The 14,517-nt window shown below is 64.6% G+C and carries 13 protein-coding genes; 9 read left to right on the top strand and 4 right to left on the bottom strand.

Features of this window, described 5'->3' with window-relative positions; genetic code table 11:
- The first annotated feature begins 103 nt into the window (after positions 1-103).
- From ACLFLU_RS18795 to ACLFLU_RS18810, 4 genes are all read left to right on the top strand, one after another.
- The gene (locus ACLFLU_RS18795; protein ID WP_426413642.1) at positions 104-325 is read left to right on the top strand and encodes a hypothetical protein; all 222 of its coding nucleotides are present in this window, start codon (positions 104-106) and stop codon (positions 323-325) included.
- A 12-nt stretch (positions 326-337) separates the two neighbouring features.
- Entirely contained in the window at positions 338-760 is a 423-nt protein-coding gene (locus tag ACLFLU_RS18800) for a hypothetical protein (protein WP_426413643.1), read from the top strand.
- A gap of 378 nt (positions 761-1,138) precedes the next feature.
- On the top strand, positions 1,139-1,585 hold the full coding sequence (locus ACLFLU_RS18805) for a MaoC family dehydratase (RefSeq protein WP_426413644.1): 447 nt from the start codon (positions 1,139-1,141) through the stop codon (positions 1,583-1,585).
- Positions 1,586-1,675: 90 nt separating this feature from the next.
- Positions 1,676-2,173: a hypothetical protein gene (locus tag ACLFLU_RS18810; protein ID WP_426413645.1), complete on the top strand. Its 498-nt coding sequence runs from the start codon at positions 1,676-1,678 to the stop codon at positions 2,171-2,173.
- Between the two features lie 148 nt (positions 2,174-2,321).
- Here ACLFLU_RS18810 and ACLFLU_RS18815 read toward each other — a convergent pair whose 3' ends face one another.
- A complete protein-coding gene (locus tag ACLFLU_RS18815; protein ID WP_426413646.1) occupies positions 2,322-5,510 on the bottom strand; it encodes an efflux RND transporter permease subunit in 3,189 nt (1,062 codons plus the stop codon).
- 134 nt (positions 5,511-5,644) lie between these two features.
- Positions 5,645-6,886 carry an efflux RND transporter periplasmic adaptor subunit gene (locus ACLFLU_RS18820; protein WP_426413647.1) on the bottom strand — a complete coding sequence of 414 codons (1,242 nt, stop codon included), beginning with the start codon at positions 6,884-6,886 and terminating at the stop codon, positions 5,645-5,647.
- Between the two features lie 201 nt (positions 6,887-7,087).
- On the opposite strand from ACLFLU_RS18820, the gene ACLFLU_RS18825 reads away from it, so the two are divergent.
- A complete protein-coding gene (locus ACLFLU_RS18825) occupies positions 7,088-7,693 on the top strand; it encodes a TetR/AcrR family transcriptional regulator (RefSeq protein WP_426413648.1) in 606 nt (201 codons plus the stop codon).
- Positions 7,694-7,714: 21 nt separating this feature from the next.
- Here ACLFLU_RS18825 and ACLFLU_RS18830 read toward each other — a convergent pair whose 3' ends face one another.
- On the bottom strand, positions 7,715-9,211 hold the full coding sequence (locus tag ACLFLU_RS18830) for an amidase (protein WP_426414026.1): 1,497 nt from the start codon (positions 9,209-9,211) through the stop codon (positions 7,715-7,717).
- A 245-nt stretch (positions 9,212-9,456) separates the two neighbouring features.
- On the opposite strand from ACLFLU_RS18830, the gene rnz reads away from it, so the two are divergent.
- Entirely contained in the window at positions 9,457-10,362 is a 906-nt protein-coding gene (gene rnz, locus ACLFLU_RS18835; RefSeq protein ID WP_426413649.1) for a ribonuclease Z, read from the top strand.
- 90 nt (positions 10,363-10,452) lie between these two features.
- Here rnz and ACLFLU_RS18840 read toward each other — a convergent pair whose 3' ends face one another.
- Positions 10,453-11,286: an IclR family transcriptional regulator gene (locus tag ACLFLU_RS18840; RefSeq protein ID WP_426413650.1), complete on the bottom strand. Its 834-nt coding sequence runs from the start codon at positions 11,284-11,286 to the stop codon at positions 10,453-10,455.
- Between the two features lie 139 nt (positions 11,287-11,425).
- Between ACLFLU_RS18840 and ACLFLU_RS18845 the strand changes: the two genes are divergently transcribed.
- From ACLFLU_RS18845 to pdxA, 3 genes are read left to right on the top strand one after another with little or no spacing between them, the layout of a single operon-like run.
- A complete protein-coding gene (locus ACLFLU_RS18845) occupies positions 11,426-12,346 on the top strand; it encodes a dihydrodipicolinate synthase family protein (protein WP_426414027.1) in 921 nt (306 codons plus the stop codon).
- Positions 12,347-12,370: 24 nt separating this feature from the next.
- Positions 12,371-13,471 carry a four-carbon acid sugar kinase family protein gene (locus tag ACLFLU_RS18850; protein ID WP_426414028.1) on the top strand — a complete coding sequence of 367 codons (1,101 nt, stop codon included), beginning with the start codon at positions 12,371-12,373 and terminating at the stop codon, positions 13,469-13,471.
- Positions 13,468-14,505, top strand: coding sequence for a 4-hydroxythreonine-4-phosphate dehydrogenase PdxA (pdxA, locus tag ACLFLU_RS18855; protein WP_426413651.1), 1,038 nt, complete (start codon positions 13,468-13,470; stop codon positions 14,503-14,505). The genes ACLFLU_RS18850 and pdxA overlap by 4 nt, the downstream gene beginning before the upstream one ends.
- The last annotated feature ends 12 nt before the right edge of the window (positions 14,506-14,517 follow it).

A 14,517-nucleotide genomic window follows, 5' to 3' on the forward strand; every position in this document is an offset into this window, starting at 1 on the left:
CAGAAGGCGTGACCTGCTTGTCAGAGAAAGTTGTTGCTTTCAGGAACCGACGGCATGAGGTTTGCTTAGATCAAGTTTGGGGCTGGCATGAGGAGAACTCAACATGGCTACCCAGATCGTGATGGATCAGACGGGCGATACACGCCACGAGTTTGACCCTGAAAATGCCGAAGCGTTGGCGCGGGCCGAACAACGTTTTCGGGAGCTGACCGGCGTGGGCTTTACCGCCGCGTACCGGACCGGACCCGGCGAAGTCACGCGTATCAAATCGTTCGACCCGACCGCGCACGAAACGCTGTTCTATCCCCGCCTGGTCGGCGGTTGATCTGAACGGCCCATGATCGCGGTCTTCAGGCTTCGCGCGCCCGCGCGAGCGCGTCTGCACGCGCTCCGCGAGCTCTACCGGCGCTTCTTCGGCGAGAACACGCCCGAGGCGCGCGGTCGCCGGCTTTTGTCCGAATGGCTGTCTGAAGAGCAGCGCGCACAATTCCAGCAGCACCGGCATTTTGACGTCATCGGTTGCGACAGCGGCAAGCGCTATCGCATTCACTACGGCACCGCCGCCAACGTCCACGAGGTCGACGACGCGGGGAATGCAACGATGGGGTGGTGCTTCGTCCCGTCGGGCTTCCTCGTGCCGGGCGACGTGATGCTGGCGCAGAAGATCGCGCTCGAGACGGACGAGAAGGGGGCCTTGGCGCTCGCCAACCGGTTTCCACCGGCAACGCATTCCGAGCACTTCTACCGGCGGCCGTTCTAGCGACGGTCAGTAGTGCGTGGTGCGGTAGGCATCCACCGCATGCGCTGCGAAGATGCCGATGCTGCAAAGGACGAGGAGGGCTGAGATCAACTCGATCATAGCTGGTCCTCCCCAAGCGGCTGAGCGACGGGGTGCTGGCAGCAGGCGTATTCGCTGATCAGGTCGAGGAAGAATTGCATGACGCACGTCCCTGTATGATTTTGACAACCACATAACCGGCCATCTGTTTCAGGCGTGTTTCGTCGATTTGGGAAAGGGGTTTCGCGGGGAACCCAGGGGCTGGCCTGCGAGCGGCCAAATCGCTACATCCGGACCACCAATTCACTGCTATGGCTGCGCGCATCGCGCGGGCCGCGCGTCACATTTCGAGGCAAAATCATGGCACAAGTCGCCTGGTTCGACGATCTCACCGTCGGCATGCGTTTCAAATCTCCCGAGGTCGAGGTTACCGAGGCCGACATCAAGCGGTTTGCCGCCGAGTTCGACCCGCAGCCGATGCATCTCGACCACGAGGCCGCCAAGGCGACCTTGTTCAACGGCCTGGCTGCGTCGGGATGGCACACCGCGGCAATCGCCATGAACCTCGCGATCCAGACCCGTCCCTTCGGCCCGCATCCGCTGATCGGCGCCGGCGTCGATGGGCTGCGCTGGACTATTCCGGTGCGGCCGAATGATCGCCTACATCTGGTCGGCGAGGTCATGAGCGTGACGCCGTCGAAGTCGAAGCCGCAAGGCATCGCGCTGGTGAAATGGACGATGTTCAACCAGAACGGCGAGGAGGTTTACACCTTCACGCCGATCGCGATCGTACCGCGGCGCGTCTAGGGTCGGTTCGCCGGGGCGAGCCGGCTGAAGTCCTTGCGGCTTGCGGAGAGAGGTGGTCAGCTTGAGCAGGGGAAAACGCGGGAGGCTGACATGAAACGATTTCTTCTTGCCGCTGCGCTGCTGGCCGGCGCCTTGAGTGCCGGGCCTGCGGTCGCCCAACAGTCCAAGGTCGGTGACTGGACCATCGAGAAGCGCACCCAGGACACCCACTGCAATGCCAGCCGCGGCTACAAGGACAAGGACGACGAGAACCGCGACTACGTCATCGTCATCACCTATTCCGACAAGGCCATCGTGATCGTGATGATCTATGACGGCTGGGAGTGGGACAAGGTCGGCGAGATCCTGAAGGCCGACGTCGGCACCGACGACTCCGACATCATGTCGAAGGCGAAGTGGGAGGTCATGGACAAGACCACCGTGCGCGGCATCTTCGAGTTCGATCAATCGATCATGGACCGCCTGTCGAAGGCCAAGCGCCTCACGCTCGATTTCGAGGACGATGACGACGACAGCATCGAGATGCAGATCCCGCGCGCCGGCGAGGCGCTCGCCGCGCTCAAATTCTGCGAGGAGAACCGGAAATAAAATACCGCGGTCTCAGGCGCGGTCGACCTCGCGGCCAGCCTGCCGGCGCTGTTCGTGGAATCCGCGCTCGGCGTCATCGCCTTTGAACGAGCACGGTCTTTCGCAAGACCGTGCTCGTTCTGTTGTTGATATCGGGGCTCTCACCGATCTAGTGGCCGGCGCCCTGAACCGGTGCTGCGCTGATGTCGCTGCCGTGATGCACCAGCGGCTTCATGCCGGTGACGGTCCGCAGCAGCACATAGAACACCGGCGTCAGGAACAGGCCGAACACGGTGACGCCGATCATGCCCGAGAACACCGCAACGCCCATGGCGCGCCGCATCTCCGAGCCGGCGCCGGTCGAGAGCACCAGAGGCAGCACGCCCATGATGAAGGCCATCGACGTCATCAGGATCGGGCGTAGCCGCAGCCGGCTGGCCTCGATCGCAGCGCGGATCGGCGTGCGCCCTGCGAATTCGAGCTCGCGCGCGAATTCGACGATTAGGATCGCGTTCTTGGCGGAAAGGCCGACCAGCACGATCAACCCGATCTGGGTGAAGACGTTGTTGTCGCCCTTGGAGAGCCAGACGCCGAACATCGCAGCCAGCAGGCCCATCGGCACGATCATGATGATCGAGAGCGGCAAGGTCAGGCTCTCATAGAGCGCGGCCAGCACCAGGAACACCAGCAGGATCGCCAGCGGGAACACCCAGAGCCCGGAATTGCCGGCGATGAACTCCTGGTAGGTCAGGTCAGTCCATTCGAAGGCAAAGCCCGGCGGCAACGTCTCCGCCGCGATCCGCGTCGCCACCTCCTGCGCCTGGCCTGATGAGAAGCCCGGGGCGGCTGCCGCGTTGATGTCGGACGACAGGAAGCCGTTGTAGCGGATCGCACGCTCAGGCCCCGCGCTCTGGCGGATCGTCAGCAGCGCCGACAGCGGTACCATGTCGCCCGAGGACGAACGCACCTTCAGCTGCCTGATGTCGTCGGCGCGCGCGCGGAACGGCGCATCGGCCTGGACATAGACGGAGTAGGTGCGGCCAAACTTGTTGAAGTCGTTGACGTAGTAGGAGCCCAGATAGATCTGGAGCGTGTTGAAGACTTCAGTCACGGGCACGCCGAGCTGGAGCGCCTTGGTGCGGTCGATGTCGGCGAACAGCTGGGGCACGTTGACCTGGAAGCTGGAGAACACGCCGGCGATCTCCGGCGCTTTCTGCATCGCTGCCATGAACGCCTTGGTCGCCTCGTTCAGCGCCTCGTAGCCGAGACCGGCGCGGTCTTCGATCTGCAGCTTGAAGCCGCCGATGGTGCCAAGACCATTGACCGGCGGCGGCGGGAACATGGCGATGAAGGCTTCCTGGATCCCCGAGTATTTCTTGTTGAGATCGGCCGCGATGGCATTCCCGCTTAATGTCGGGCCCTTGCGCTCGTCAAAAGGTTTCAGCGTCGAGAACACGATGCCTGCGTTGGAGGAGTTTGTGAAGCCGGAGATCGACAGGCCGGGGAAGGCGACCGAGCTTTCGACACCGGGCTGGGTCAGCGCGATGTCGCTCATCTTGCGGATCACCTCTTCGGTTCGGTCGAGCGTTGCCCCGTCGGGCAGCCGCGACAAGCCGACCAGATATTGCTTGTCCTGGCCCGGCACGAAGCCGCTCGGCACCTGCTGGAACAGGAAGGCGGTCAGGCCGACCAGGACCACATAGAGCCCCATCACCGCCGCCTTGCCTGAAATCACCTTGGTGACGGTACCGCTGTAATTCTCCGAGGAGCGCGTAAAGGCCTTGTTGAAGCCGCGGAAGAACCAGCCGAGCGCCTTTTCGAGAATGATTGTCAGGCGGTCCTTCGGCTCGTCGTGACCCTTGAGCAGCAGGGCCGAGAGGGCCGGCGACAAGGTCAATGAGTTGACGGCCGAGATCACCGTCGAGATCGCAATCGTCAGCGCGAACTGCTTGTAGAACTGCCCGGTGAGGCCGGAGATGAAGGCCAGCGGCACGAACACGGCGATCAACACCATCGCGATCGCGATGATCGGACCGGAGACCTCGCGCATGGCCTGATAGGTCGCGTCGCGCGGCGAGAGCCCGCCTTCGATGTTGCGCTCGACGTTCTCGACCACGACGATGGCGTCGTCAACGACAATGCCGATCGCGAGCACCAGGCCGAACAGGCTGAGCGCGTTGATGGAGAATCCGAACAGATGCATCACGGCAAAGGTGCCGACGATCGACACCGGCACCGCGAGCAGCGGAATGATCGAGGCGCGCCAGGTCTGGAGGAACAGGATCACCACCAGCACCACCAGCGCGATTGCCTCCAGTAGCGTGTGGATCACAGCCTCGATCGAGGAGCGCACGAACTGGGTGGGGTCGTACACGATCTGGTAGGACACGCCTTCCGGCATGTTCTTCTTGATCTCGGCCATGGTGGCGCGGACGTGGTCGGAAATCTCCAGCGCGTTCGAACCCGGCGCCTGGAAGATCGGGATCGCGACCGCCTGCTTGTTGTCGAGCAGCGAACGCAGGCCGTATTCGGATGCGCCGAGCTCGATGCGGGCGACGTCGCGCAAGCGCACGACTTCGCCGCGGGTGCCGGTCTTGACCACGATGTCGCCGAACTGCTCCTCGTTCGCGAGCCGGCCCTCTGCATTGACGGAGAGCTGCAGGTCGATGCCCTTGACGTTGGGGGAGGAGCCGACCACGCCGGCGGCGGCCTCGACGTTCTGCGCCTGGATCGCCTTGACGATGTCGCTTGCCGTCAACCCGTGCTCGGCGGCTTTCTGCGGATCGACCCAGACCCGCATCGAATAGTCGCCGGCACCATAGAGCTGGACGTCACCGACGCCGTCGATCCGCGCCAGACGGTCCTTGACGTTGAGCACCGCGTAGTTGCGCAGGTAAGTCATGTCGTAGCGGTTGTTCGGCGACAAGAGATGCACGACCATGGTGAGGTCGGGCGACGACTTCTTGGTGATGATGCCGAGCTGGCGCACCACGGCCGGCAAGCGCGGCTCGGCCTGCTGCACGCGGTTCTGCACCAGCTGCGTCGCCTTGTCGGGGTCGGTGCCGAGCCGGAACGTCACCGTCAGCGTCATCGCGCCGTCGGTGGTGGCCTGGCTCGACATGTAGAGCATGCCTTCGACGCCGTTGATCTGCTCCTCGATTGGAGTCGCCACCGTTTCCGCGATCACCTTGGGATTGGCGCCGGGATAGGTCGCGCGCACCAGCACCGAGGGCGGCACCACGTCGGGATATTCCGAGATCGGCATCGCGAACAGCGAGATCAAACCGGCGAGAAAGATCAGGACCGAAAGAACGCCGGCAAAAATCGGACGATCAATGAAGAACTTTGAGAGATTCATAGCTTTGCCCCTGCGCGAGCGACAGCTCTCCCGTACCCCGGGACGCGGGCTAGTGCCCACGTCCCGGAATCGAGATGCGATGTCTTGGTCGTTATGACGTCGTCATTCCGGGCGTGCGCTCCAGAATGACGTAACTAGCGTTGCACCACGTCCTGGTTGCTATGGTTGGAGGCCTGCTGCCCGCGCGCACCCATTGCGGCCACCTCAGTCTTGAGGAGAGCGCCCGGACGCACGCGCTGCAGGCCGTTGACGACGATGCGATCGCCCGTTTTCAGGCCCGCTGTCACGATGCGCAGCCCATCAACGGAGCCGCCCAGCTTGATCGGCCGATAAACCGCACGGCTGTCATCGCCGACCGCCATCACGAACTTCTTGTCCTGGTCGGTGCCGATCGCGCGCTCGTCGATCATCACCAGCGACTGCTGTTTCGGCTGGCCCATGCGTACGCGGGCGAACTGGCCGGGGATGAGACGCCCGTCCTCGTTCTGGAAGACCGCGCGGACACGGATGGTGCCGCTCTGACCGTTGACCTGGTTGTCGATCAGCTGGATATGGCCCTTCGCCGAGAGGCCGCCGGAGGTCGCCATCTCGACCGGGATCTGGTCGAGATTGCCGCGTTTGCCGGTGCTATCTGCGATCGAGTTCAGCGCGCGCAGCACGACCTCTTCATCTGCATCAAAGGACGCATAGATCGGATTGACCGAGACCAGCGACGTCAGGACCGGGGAGGCGGTGCCGGCGGCAACGAGATTGCCGACGGTGATCTCGAACTTGCCGACGCGGCCGTCCACGGGCGCGCGCACCTCGGTGTAGTCGAGATTGAGCTTTGCGGTCTGCAGCGTCGCTTCGGCCGCCTTCACGTTGGCGATGGCCTCGCGATTGGCGTTGTCGCGCTGGTCGTAATCGCGCCGCGTGACGACGGCGTTGCCGACCAGCTGCGCGCCGCGCTCGAGCTCGCTCTGGGTGAAGACCACGCGCGCCTTGGCGGCCTCGAGCTGTGCGTTGGCCTTGTCGACCTCGGCCTCGTAGGGAGCCGGATCGATCTTGAACAGGACATCACCGGCCTTCACCAGCGCGCCCTCGGTAAATTTGGTCGACAGGATCGCGCCGGCCACGCGTGGTCGGAGCTCGACGCGTTGGATGGCCTCGAGCCGGCCGGAGAAATCGTCCCACAGCACGGTCGGCCGCGGTTCGATCATTGCGACCGTCACGGAGACGGCCTGTTCAGCGGCGGCCGCCGTAGCGGTCGCTTGCGCGGCACGGAAATAGTGGCCGGTCGCGATCGAGCCGGCCACGGCGAGGGCGCCCACGACCGCAACACCGCCGAGAAGACGGCGGATACGGCCGGGACGAGAGGTGTTTTGGGAGGGGGGCATTTGCGCGCTCCATAAATGTAGTGTTCACTACAGATGTGGAGCTGGATATCGCAGCGCAAGATACTTATGTACCGTTCACTAAGAAAATTGTAGCCGCTTACCGCAAGAATTGGAAGGCGGAAGAGAAAAGAAAGACAGAACAAATAGATAGGATCAGGCGTTAAGTCGAGGGACGACGCCGATTCCAAGGAGAACAGGCACATGGGCATGGGACGCCCCCGCGAATTCGACGCTGAAGTGGCGTTGGATCGGGCGATGGAAGTGTTTTGGCGCCATGGCTATGAGGGCGCCACGATTGCCCAGCTGACCGAAGCCATGGGCATCAATCCGCCGAGCCTCTATGCCTGCTTCGGCAACAAGGAAGGCCTGCTCAAGGCCGCGCTCGACCGCTACACCAAATTGCGCGGCGCCTGGATGGACGAGGTGGTCGCGGCACCGACCGCCCGCGATGTCGCCGAGCGGATGCTGATGGGCATGGCCGAAAAGCAGACCGATCCCGCCAATCCACCCGGCTGCCTGCTCGTGCAAGGCGGCATCGCCACCGGCACCGGCTCCGAGAATGTCCCCTTCGAGCTCGCCGCGCGCCGTGCCCAGAACGAAGACCAGCTCCGCGACCGCTTTGTCCGTGCCAAGGCCGAAGGCGATCTCAAGCCAACGTCGGACCCAGCGGCTCTCGCGCGTTATGTCTCGGCCGTGTCGGTCGGCATGGGCGTGATGGCATCCTCAGGCTCCGACCGCGAAGCGCTGCGGCAGGTCGCGACCGTGGCGGTGCAAGCGGTTGAGGCACAGTCGGCCGACAGAACGTAATAATTCTGGTCAGCTCGCGGACTATATTGCAGGCAGCGACGGCGGCGGGACGAAGCCGCCGAACTCGCGTTCGATCAGCCCGGCCAGCGCAATCGTCGTGCGGTCTTCGAGATACGGCCCGATGATCTGGACGCCGATCGGCAGGCCCGTCGGCGTGCGCTCGATCGGAACGGCGGTCGCCGGCAGTCCGCAGGTCGACGCAGGGTCGGCCCATATGAAGCACGCATCAGAGTAATTGTAGAGCTTTCCGTCGATGTCCAACTGCCGCGCGTCGAACGGCTCGGAATGATCATGCGGGAACGCCGGCACGGCAGCGGCCGGGTAGATCACCGCATCGAACTCGCGGAACAGCTCCTGCCATTTTTGTTGCAGCTGCTGGCGGGTCGCATCGGCCGCCAGCCACTCACGATGGATCATGCCCCAGCCACGTGCGCGCTCGGCCTGCAGGCTGCGGTCGTCGGGCGCGAGTGCTGCGGCCAATCCTTGCGCTTCTGCCAGTGCGGCCGGCGTCAGGCGCGGACTTCTCGCCGCGTTCAACAGCTTCATGTAGAGCCGCGCGGACTCGGCGAGATCTGGCAGCGACGTGCTGGAGCGCGCGATCCGCGCCCCCGATTTGTCGAGTCGATCGGCCAACCGCCCAATCGCTGAACGCACGGCGTCCCCCGTCGGCATCAACGGATGCGTATCGATCACGAGGATTCTGAAATCCCTGAGCTCGTCATGGCGCGGAGCAGGCAGTGCGAGGCGATAGCCGATGCCGTCGCGCGTCTCGTCGGGGCCGGCAATCACGTCGAGCGACAATGCGAGGTCCGACGCCGTGCGCGCCATCGGCCCGACGACAGCCAGATCGCCCTGGCCGGGAACGGGGCGTGCCGGCGGCAGGCTGTATCCACGCAGCGGCACCAGGCCGAGGCTCGGCTTGTGGCCGAACACACCGCAGAAATGCGCCGGCACCCGGATCGAACCGCCGATGTCCGAGCCGATCGAGAGCGGACCGAAACCCGCGGCCAGCGCCGCGCCGCATCCGCCCGAGGAGCCGCCGGGCGACCGGCCAAGATCCCACGGGTTGTTCGTCGCCCCGTAGATCTCGTTGTAGCTTTGGAAATCCCGCAAGCCGATCGGGATGTTGGTCTTGCCGATGATGATGGCGCCCGCCGCCTTCAATCGCGACACGACGAGGGCATCTTCGGCCGGTTGGAAATTCCTGAAATGCGGAAAGCCCCATGTCGTCGGCAGGCCGGCGACGTTGAACGGCTCCTTGAGGGTCACAGGGATGCCGAGCAATGGTAGCCGCTCGCCGCCGCCAAGCGCGGCATCGGCGGCACGCGCGGCGTCTCTGGCGCGATCGAAATCGCGGACGATGATCGCGTTGATCGGCCCGTCCAGCGCCTCGATGCGCGCGATCGTGTGTTCGAGCAATTCCGACGCAGATAGCTTGCGCGCGTATAGTGCGCTCAGCAGTGCGCCGATCGAGCCGTAAGTCAGGTCAGCGGCATCTCGTTGCATCATGAGCTCCATCATAACTCATTGCCGTGTCGGGACCACTCCGGCTGCAAACTGGTCCGGGCATCGAACGTGCAATTTTGAAAGCGGGATGAGGAGGCGGTGCAACGGGAACCAGATCTGCCTGCATATGGGGGCGGGGGTGGTCGGCGCTCCGTTAGAATAACAAAATTGCACGCTCGCCTATCGGCCGGAGTGTGCGCGAGCCAATAGCAGCTATAAGGGCGGATCAGCCCTGCGATCTCGCACAAGAGTCGGCAATGTTCGCCCTGACATTTCTCGGGACTTCGGCCAGCGTTCCATCCGCAGAGCGCAACCATCCGGCGCTTCTGCTGGAGGCCGCGGGCCAGCGCATGCTGATCGACTGCGGCGAGGGCACGCAGCGACAGTTGCTGCGAAGCGGCGCCGGCTTTCGGCGGCTCGATCGCATTCTGCTGACGCACGGGCATCTCGACCACGTGCTCGGCATCCCCGGCCTGTTCTCGACATTGGGGCTGCGCCAGACCTCCGATGTGATGACCATCCATGGGGGCCCACGCACGCTCGATATCGTCATCCGCATGCTTGCGGGCCTGTGGGGCGAGGGCCGGGCGCCGATTCCCGTGGCGTTCGCGCCGCTCTCCGAAGGGAATGTCGTCGACGCCGGCGACTTTGCCATCGACTGTTTTCCGGTCCGCCACCGCGACACTGATAGCTTTGGCTTCTCATTCCAAAGTCCTGCGCGCCGCCATCTCTTGCCCGATCGCCTCGCTGCGCTCGGTGTGCCCGATGGTCCTATGCGCGGCGAGCTTGCCGCAGGTCGACCGGTCACGATTGAAGGTGGCCGGACGATCGATCCGGAAGACGTCCTGGGTCTGCCGAGTGGCGGCAAGAAGCTGGTCGTGATCGGCGACACCGAGACCACTGAGGGGCTATCGAAACATGTCACGGGAGCCGACCTGCTGGTGATCGAGGCGACGTTCCTCGATCGGGATGCGCCGACTGCGCGGGACTATGGCCATCTCACCGCGGCCGAGGCGGCTCAGTGCGCGGCTACGAACAACGTCCGGCAGCTCGTGTTGACCCATCTGTCAGGCCGCTATGAGGACGGCGAGATCGTGGCCGAGGCGGCAAAGATCTTTCCGAACGTCCGGGTCGCGGCAGACTTCGATCGCATCACTGTCTAGGCCGTGCGTTGCGCGGCCATCGAAGCCGGACTTGCGACGCTCGTCCCGGAATAGCCGTCTTCGGAGGTCGTGCTTCGGCCGACGGCGCGCTCAGCTCAACAGGCCGGACTTGATCGTGATCTCCTGCACCGTGCTCGTCAGCCGCATCAGCTTCGGCAGCGCCTGATCGCGAAAGGTCGGCATGTCCATGCGCATCGCATCCACGGTGACGCTCAGTCCTGCGATCACAAAACCCTGCGCGTCCAGGATCGGCGTCGCCAGCGTGCGCAGGCCATAGGCGTTCTCGCCGTCGGAGACGGCATGGCCCTTCTTCTTCACCTGGTCGAGCCGGGCGAGCAGGGCGTCGAGATCGGTCAGCGTTCGCTCCGACAGCTTGACGCGGGGCCGCGACTCCAGCCGCTCGATCTGCTCGTTGCGCGCAAGATGCGCCAGCATCGCATGGCCAAGGGCGGCGCTGTAGGCGGGGATGCGCGTGCCTGGCCGGCGGTCCATCTTGTGGCGGTCGAGGCCGGCACCGACGCGCGCGAGATAGATCACATCGCCGCCATCGAGGATGCCGAGCGAGGCCGCATCGCCGACCTCAGGCACGAGGTCGCGCAACAAGGGCTCGACGATGGTGCGCAACGAGCCGTGCGACAGCACGGTGTAACCGAGGTCGAGGCAGGCGAGGCCGAGACGGAACCGGCGGCTCTGCGGCACCGGTTGGAGATAGCCGAGTTCGATCAGGGTCTGGATCAGCCTGAACGCCGTGCCGCGATCGAGATCGGCGCGGGCGGCAACTTCACTGAGCGTCAGCTCGAAGGCCTCGCTGGTGAAACTCTTGAGCACGGCAAAGGCCTTGCCGACGGAGGCGACATAACTCTTGGGATTTTTCGGTGTAGCCTCCGGTGCGCGCTTCGCCGCCTTCTTTTCGACCTTGGCCATGCCTGTATGCCCTGCCATGACAGCCACAGCCCTTGACGCGGCGGCAGCCTGATCTTACCAACGGGTCAGATTATAACAAATGTTCGCATTCCGAACAACATCGATCTGACGATCGGAGGAAGCTTTGTCGACATCATCGCTGTACCCCCAGTCCTTGCATCCACATGGCGTGTTCTCCGCCGCGTTGACGCCGCTCGACGCCGAGCTCGCGCCCGATCATGCGCGCTTTGTCGCGCATTGCCGCTATTTGCTGGACGAAGGCTGTGATGCCATTGCGATGCTTGGCACGACGGGGGAGGCGAACTCCTTCTCGGTCGCCGAGCGCACCGCGCTGCTGGAGGCCGTGATCGCCGGCGGCATCAAGCCGAACCAGTTGCTGCCGGGCACCGGCGTTGCTGCGTTCACCGACACCATCGCGTTGACGCGCCATGCGCTGTCCGTCGGCGTCGATACTGTGGTGATGCTGCCGCCGTTCTACTACAAGAACGTCAGCGATGACGGCGTCTATGCCGCCTATAGCGAGATCGTCCAGCGTATCGGCGATGAGCGCCTCAAGATCGTACTCTATCACATCCCGCAAATGTCGATGCAGCCGATCTCGCATGCGCTGATCGAGCGGTTGCGCGCGGCCTATCCGTCGACCATCGTCGGCATCAAGGACTCCTCGGGCGACTTCGCCAACATGACCGCAATGGTCGATCGGTTCCCGGGCTTTTCGGTGCTGACCGGTGCCGACCCGCTGCTGCTGCCGCTGCTGCGCAAGGGCGGCGCGGGCTGCATCACCGCGACCTCGAACCTCGTCGCGCGCGATCTCGCCTATGTCTTCAAGCATTTCCGCGACAGCGACGACGACGCCAAGCTCGCTGCCGCACAGGCGCGCATCGTGAAGGCACGCGAGCTGGTCTCGCGCTTTGCGCAGATGCCGTCATTGAAGGCGCTGATGGCCGAGCGCACCGGTCATTCCGGCTGGCAGCGCCTGCGGCCGCCGCTCGAGACCTTGCCGGCGGCTCAACTGAAAGAGCTGCTCGCGAATGCCGCGGCATTCGCGGCGGCCGCTTAAGGCGGGCGCGGAAGCAGCATGACGATGACGCGCGTCCGCCTGCTTGCCGACGATCTCACCGGTGCACTCGACACCGCGGTGGAGTTCGTCGGCCTGTGCGGACCGTTCGACGTCATCTGGGAGGATGCGGCGTCAGGCTCCCCGAGCCTCGCCATCGACAGTGGCACAAGGGAACGTTCGAAAGCCGAAAGCGTCGCGATCGTCGGCCGGCTCGCGCCGCTGCTTCGCGACGGAACGATCGCCTATAAGAAGGTCGACAGCCTGCTCCGTGGCGCTTGGGCGGCCGAGCTCGGCGCCTGCCTGAACACCGGCCACTGGGCGTCATGCGTGGTTGCGCCCGCCTTCGACTATCAGGGACGTCGCACCGTCGATGCCCAGCAATATGCACGCACGGTGGATGGCGACTGGCATCGCGTCGGCGACAATCTGCTGGACCAGTTGCGACAGGATGGCGTCGAGGCGCAACGCGGCAGCGTCGACACGCTGGCGCAAGGCGGCGTTCAGGTCTTCGATGCCGAGAGCGACCTCGATCTCGATCGTGTCGTCGAGACGGCGCGGCGGATGCCCGGGCCAGTACTGTGGTGCGGCAGTGGCGGGCTGGCCGCTGCACTCGCGCGTGGCCACCGCGCAGATGCGCTTTCGAAATTGAAGCGGCCGGTGCTGGGCCTGTTCGGCTCGGACCAGACCGCCACCGCATCCCAGCTGGAGGCATGTGGCGACGTCACTGTTGCTCTCGCCGAGGGGGACGGCGACGCAGTCGTTCAGCGCAAGTTGGCTGACGACGGCGTGGCGTTGGTAAGATTCTCGCTTGCCGAAGGACTGTCGCGCGCCGACGCCGCGCAACGGATCGCGCGCGAGCTGACGGCGCTGATCGCGGCGCTCGATCCCCCGGGAACCCTGATCGTTGCTGGTGGAGAGACGTTGAAAGCCGTATGCCTTGCGCTCGGCGCGCATGCGCTGCAGGTGACAGGGCGGATCGTGCCGGGCCTGCCGCGCTCGACGCTGCAAGGCGGCCGCTGGGCCGGCGTCGATGTCATCTCGAAATCCGGAGCGTTCGGCGCACGCGATCTGTGGCGCGATCTGCTCCGGGACAATCATTTGCTCAATATGGGGAGTCCGTCATGACCTCTCGTCATCTTGCCATCACCATGGGCGATCCCGCCGGAATCGGGCCGGAGATCATCGTCAAGGCCTGTGTGAGATTGAAGGAACGGATCGCGAGTGGCGATCTGCGCCTGCTGATCATCGGCAGCGGCGCTGCGCTGGACGGCGCGAAGGCCGCACTCGGGAGCGACGTTGCGATCTCGCAAGTCACGGCCGACGATCGCGACTGGCCGAACCTCTGCTATTTGCAGGCCGACGCCGAGGGCGCCCCGATCAAGCCCGGCGTGCTCAGCGCCGATGGCGGCCGCTTTGCCTACAAGGCGATCGAGCAGGGCGTCCGGCTGACCCAGGCCGGCCGAACCGGAGCCATCGTCACGGCGCCGCTGAACAAGGAAGCCCTCAACAAGGCCGGCTATCACTTTCCCGGTCATACCGAGATGCTGGCGCATCTCACGGGCGTGCGCGGATCAGTGATGCTGCTCGCTCACGGTAACATGCGCGTCAGCCACGTCTCGACCCATGTGGCGCTGGAGGACGTGCCGAAACGTCTGACGCCGGAGCGGCTGCGCATGGTGATCGATCTCACCAATGATGCGCTGCTGCGGCTCGGCATCGCCAAGCCGAAGATCGCGATCGCTGCGCTCAATCCGCATGCCGGCGAGGGCGGCCTGTTTGGCCGGCAGGATATCGATGTCTCCGCGCCGACCATTGCGAAGGCGGTCGCCGACGGTCTCGACGTCGTCGGTCCCGTGCCAGGTGACACCATCTTCGTCAAGCTGCGCGCCGGCCAGTACGATGCGGCGGTCGCGATGTATCACGACCAGGGGCACATCCCCGTCAAGCTGCTCGGCTTCCAGGTCGATCCGGCGACCGGCCGCTGGCAGGAGCTCTCCGGCGTCAACATCACGCTGGGCCTGCCGATCATCCGCACCTCCGTCGATCACGGCACGGCCTTCGACATTGCCGGCAAGGGCATCGCCAACGAGCACAGCCTGATCGAGGCCATCGACTATGCCGAGCGGCTGGCCGCAGGCAGCACCGCAGCCAAGTCCTGAGATCGAGCCCAC

The sequence above is a fragment of the Bradyrhizobium ganzhouense genome, assembly GCF_049949285.1.
Classification (GTDB): domain Bacteria; phylum Pseudomonadota; class Alphaproteobacteria; order Rhizobiales; family Xanthobacteraceae; genus Bradyrhizobium; species Bradyrhizobium ganzhouense.

Excerpts from the sequence above, each read along its gene's own strand:
- ACLFLU_RS18840 (WP_426413650.1), bottom strand. The coding sequence starts at position 11,286 with ATGGCCAAGGTCGAAAAGAAGGCGGCGAAGCGCGCACCGGAGGCTACA.
- rnz (WP_426413649.1), top strand. The coding sequence starts at position 9,457 with ATGTTCGCCCTGACATTTCTCGGGACTTCGGCCAGCGTTCCATCCGCA.
- ACLFLU_RS18805 (WP_426413644.1), top strand. The coding sequence starts at position 1,139 with ATGGCACAAGTCGCCTGGTTCGACGATCTCACCGTCGGCATGCGTTTC.
- ACLFLU_RS18825 (WP_426413648.1), top strand. The coding sequence starts at position 7,088 with ATGGGCATGGGACGCCCCCGCGAATTCGACGCTGAAGTGGCGTTGGAT.
- ACLFLU_RS18820 (WP_426413647.1), bottom strand. The coding sequence starts at position 6,886 with ATGCCCCCCTCCCAAAACACCTCTCGTCCCGGCCGTATCCGCCGTCTT.
- ACLFLU_RS18850 (WP_426414028.1), top strand. The coding sequence starts at position 12,371 with ATGACGCGCGTCCGCCTGCTTGCCGACGATCTCACCGGTGCACTCGAC.
- ACLFLU_RS18800 (WP_426413643.1), top strand. The coding sequence starts at position 338 with ATGATCGCGGTCTTCAGGCTTCGCGCGCCCGCGCGAGCGCGTCTGCAC.
- ACLFLU_RS18795 (WP_426413642.1), top strand. The coding sequence starts at position 104 with ATGGCTACCCAGATCGTGATGGATCAGACGGGCGATACACGCCACGAG.
- ACLFLU_RS18815 (WP_426413646.1), bottom strand. The coding sequence starts at position 5,510 with ATGAATCTCTCAAAGTTCTTCATTGATCGTCCGATTTTTGCCGGCGTT.
- ACLFLU_RS18830 (WP_426414026.1), bottom strand. The coding sequence starts at position 9,211 with ATGGAGCTCATGATGCAACGAGATGCCGCTGACCTGACTTACGGCTCG.
- pdxA (WP_426413651.1), top strand. The coding sequence starts at position 13,468 with ATGACCTCTCGTCATCTTGCCATCACCATGGGCGATCCCGCCGGAATC.
- ACLFLU_RS18810 (WP_426413645.1), top strand. The coding sequence starts at position 1,676 with ATGAAACGATTTCTTCTTGCCGCTGCGCTGCTGGCCGGCGCCTTGAGT.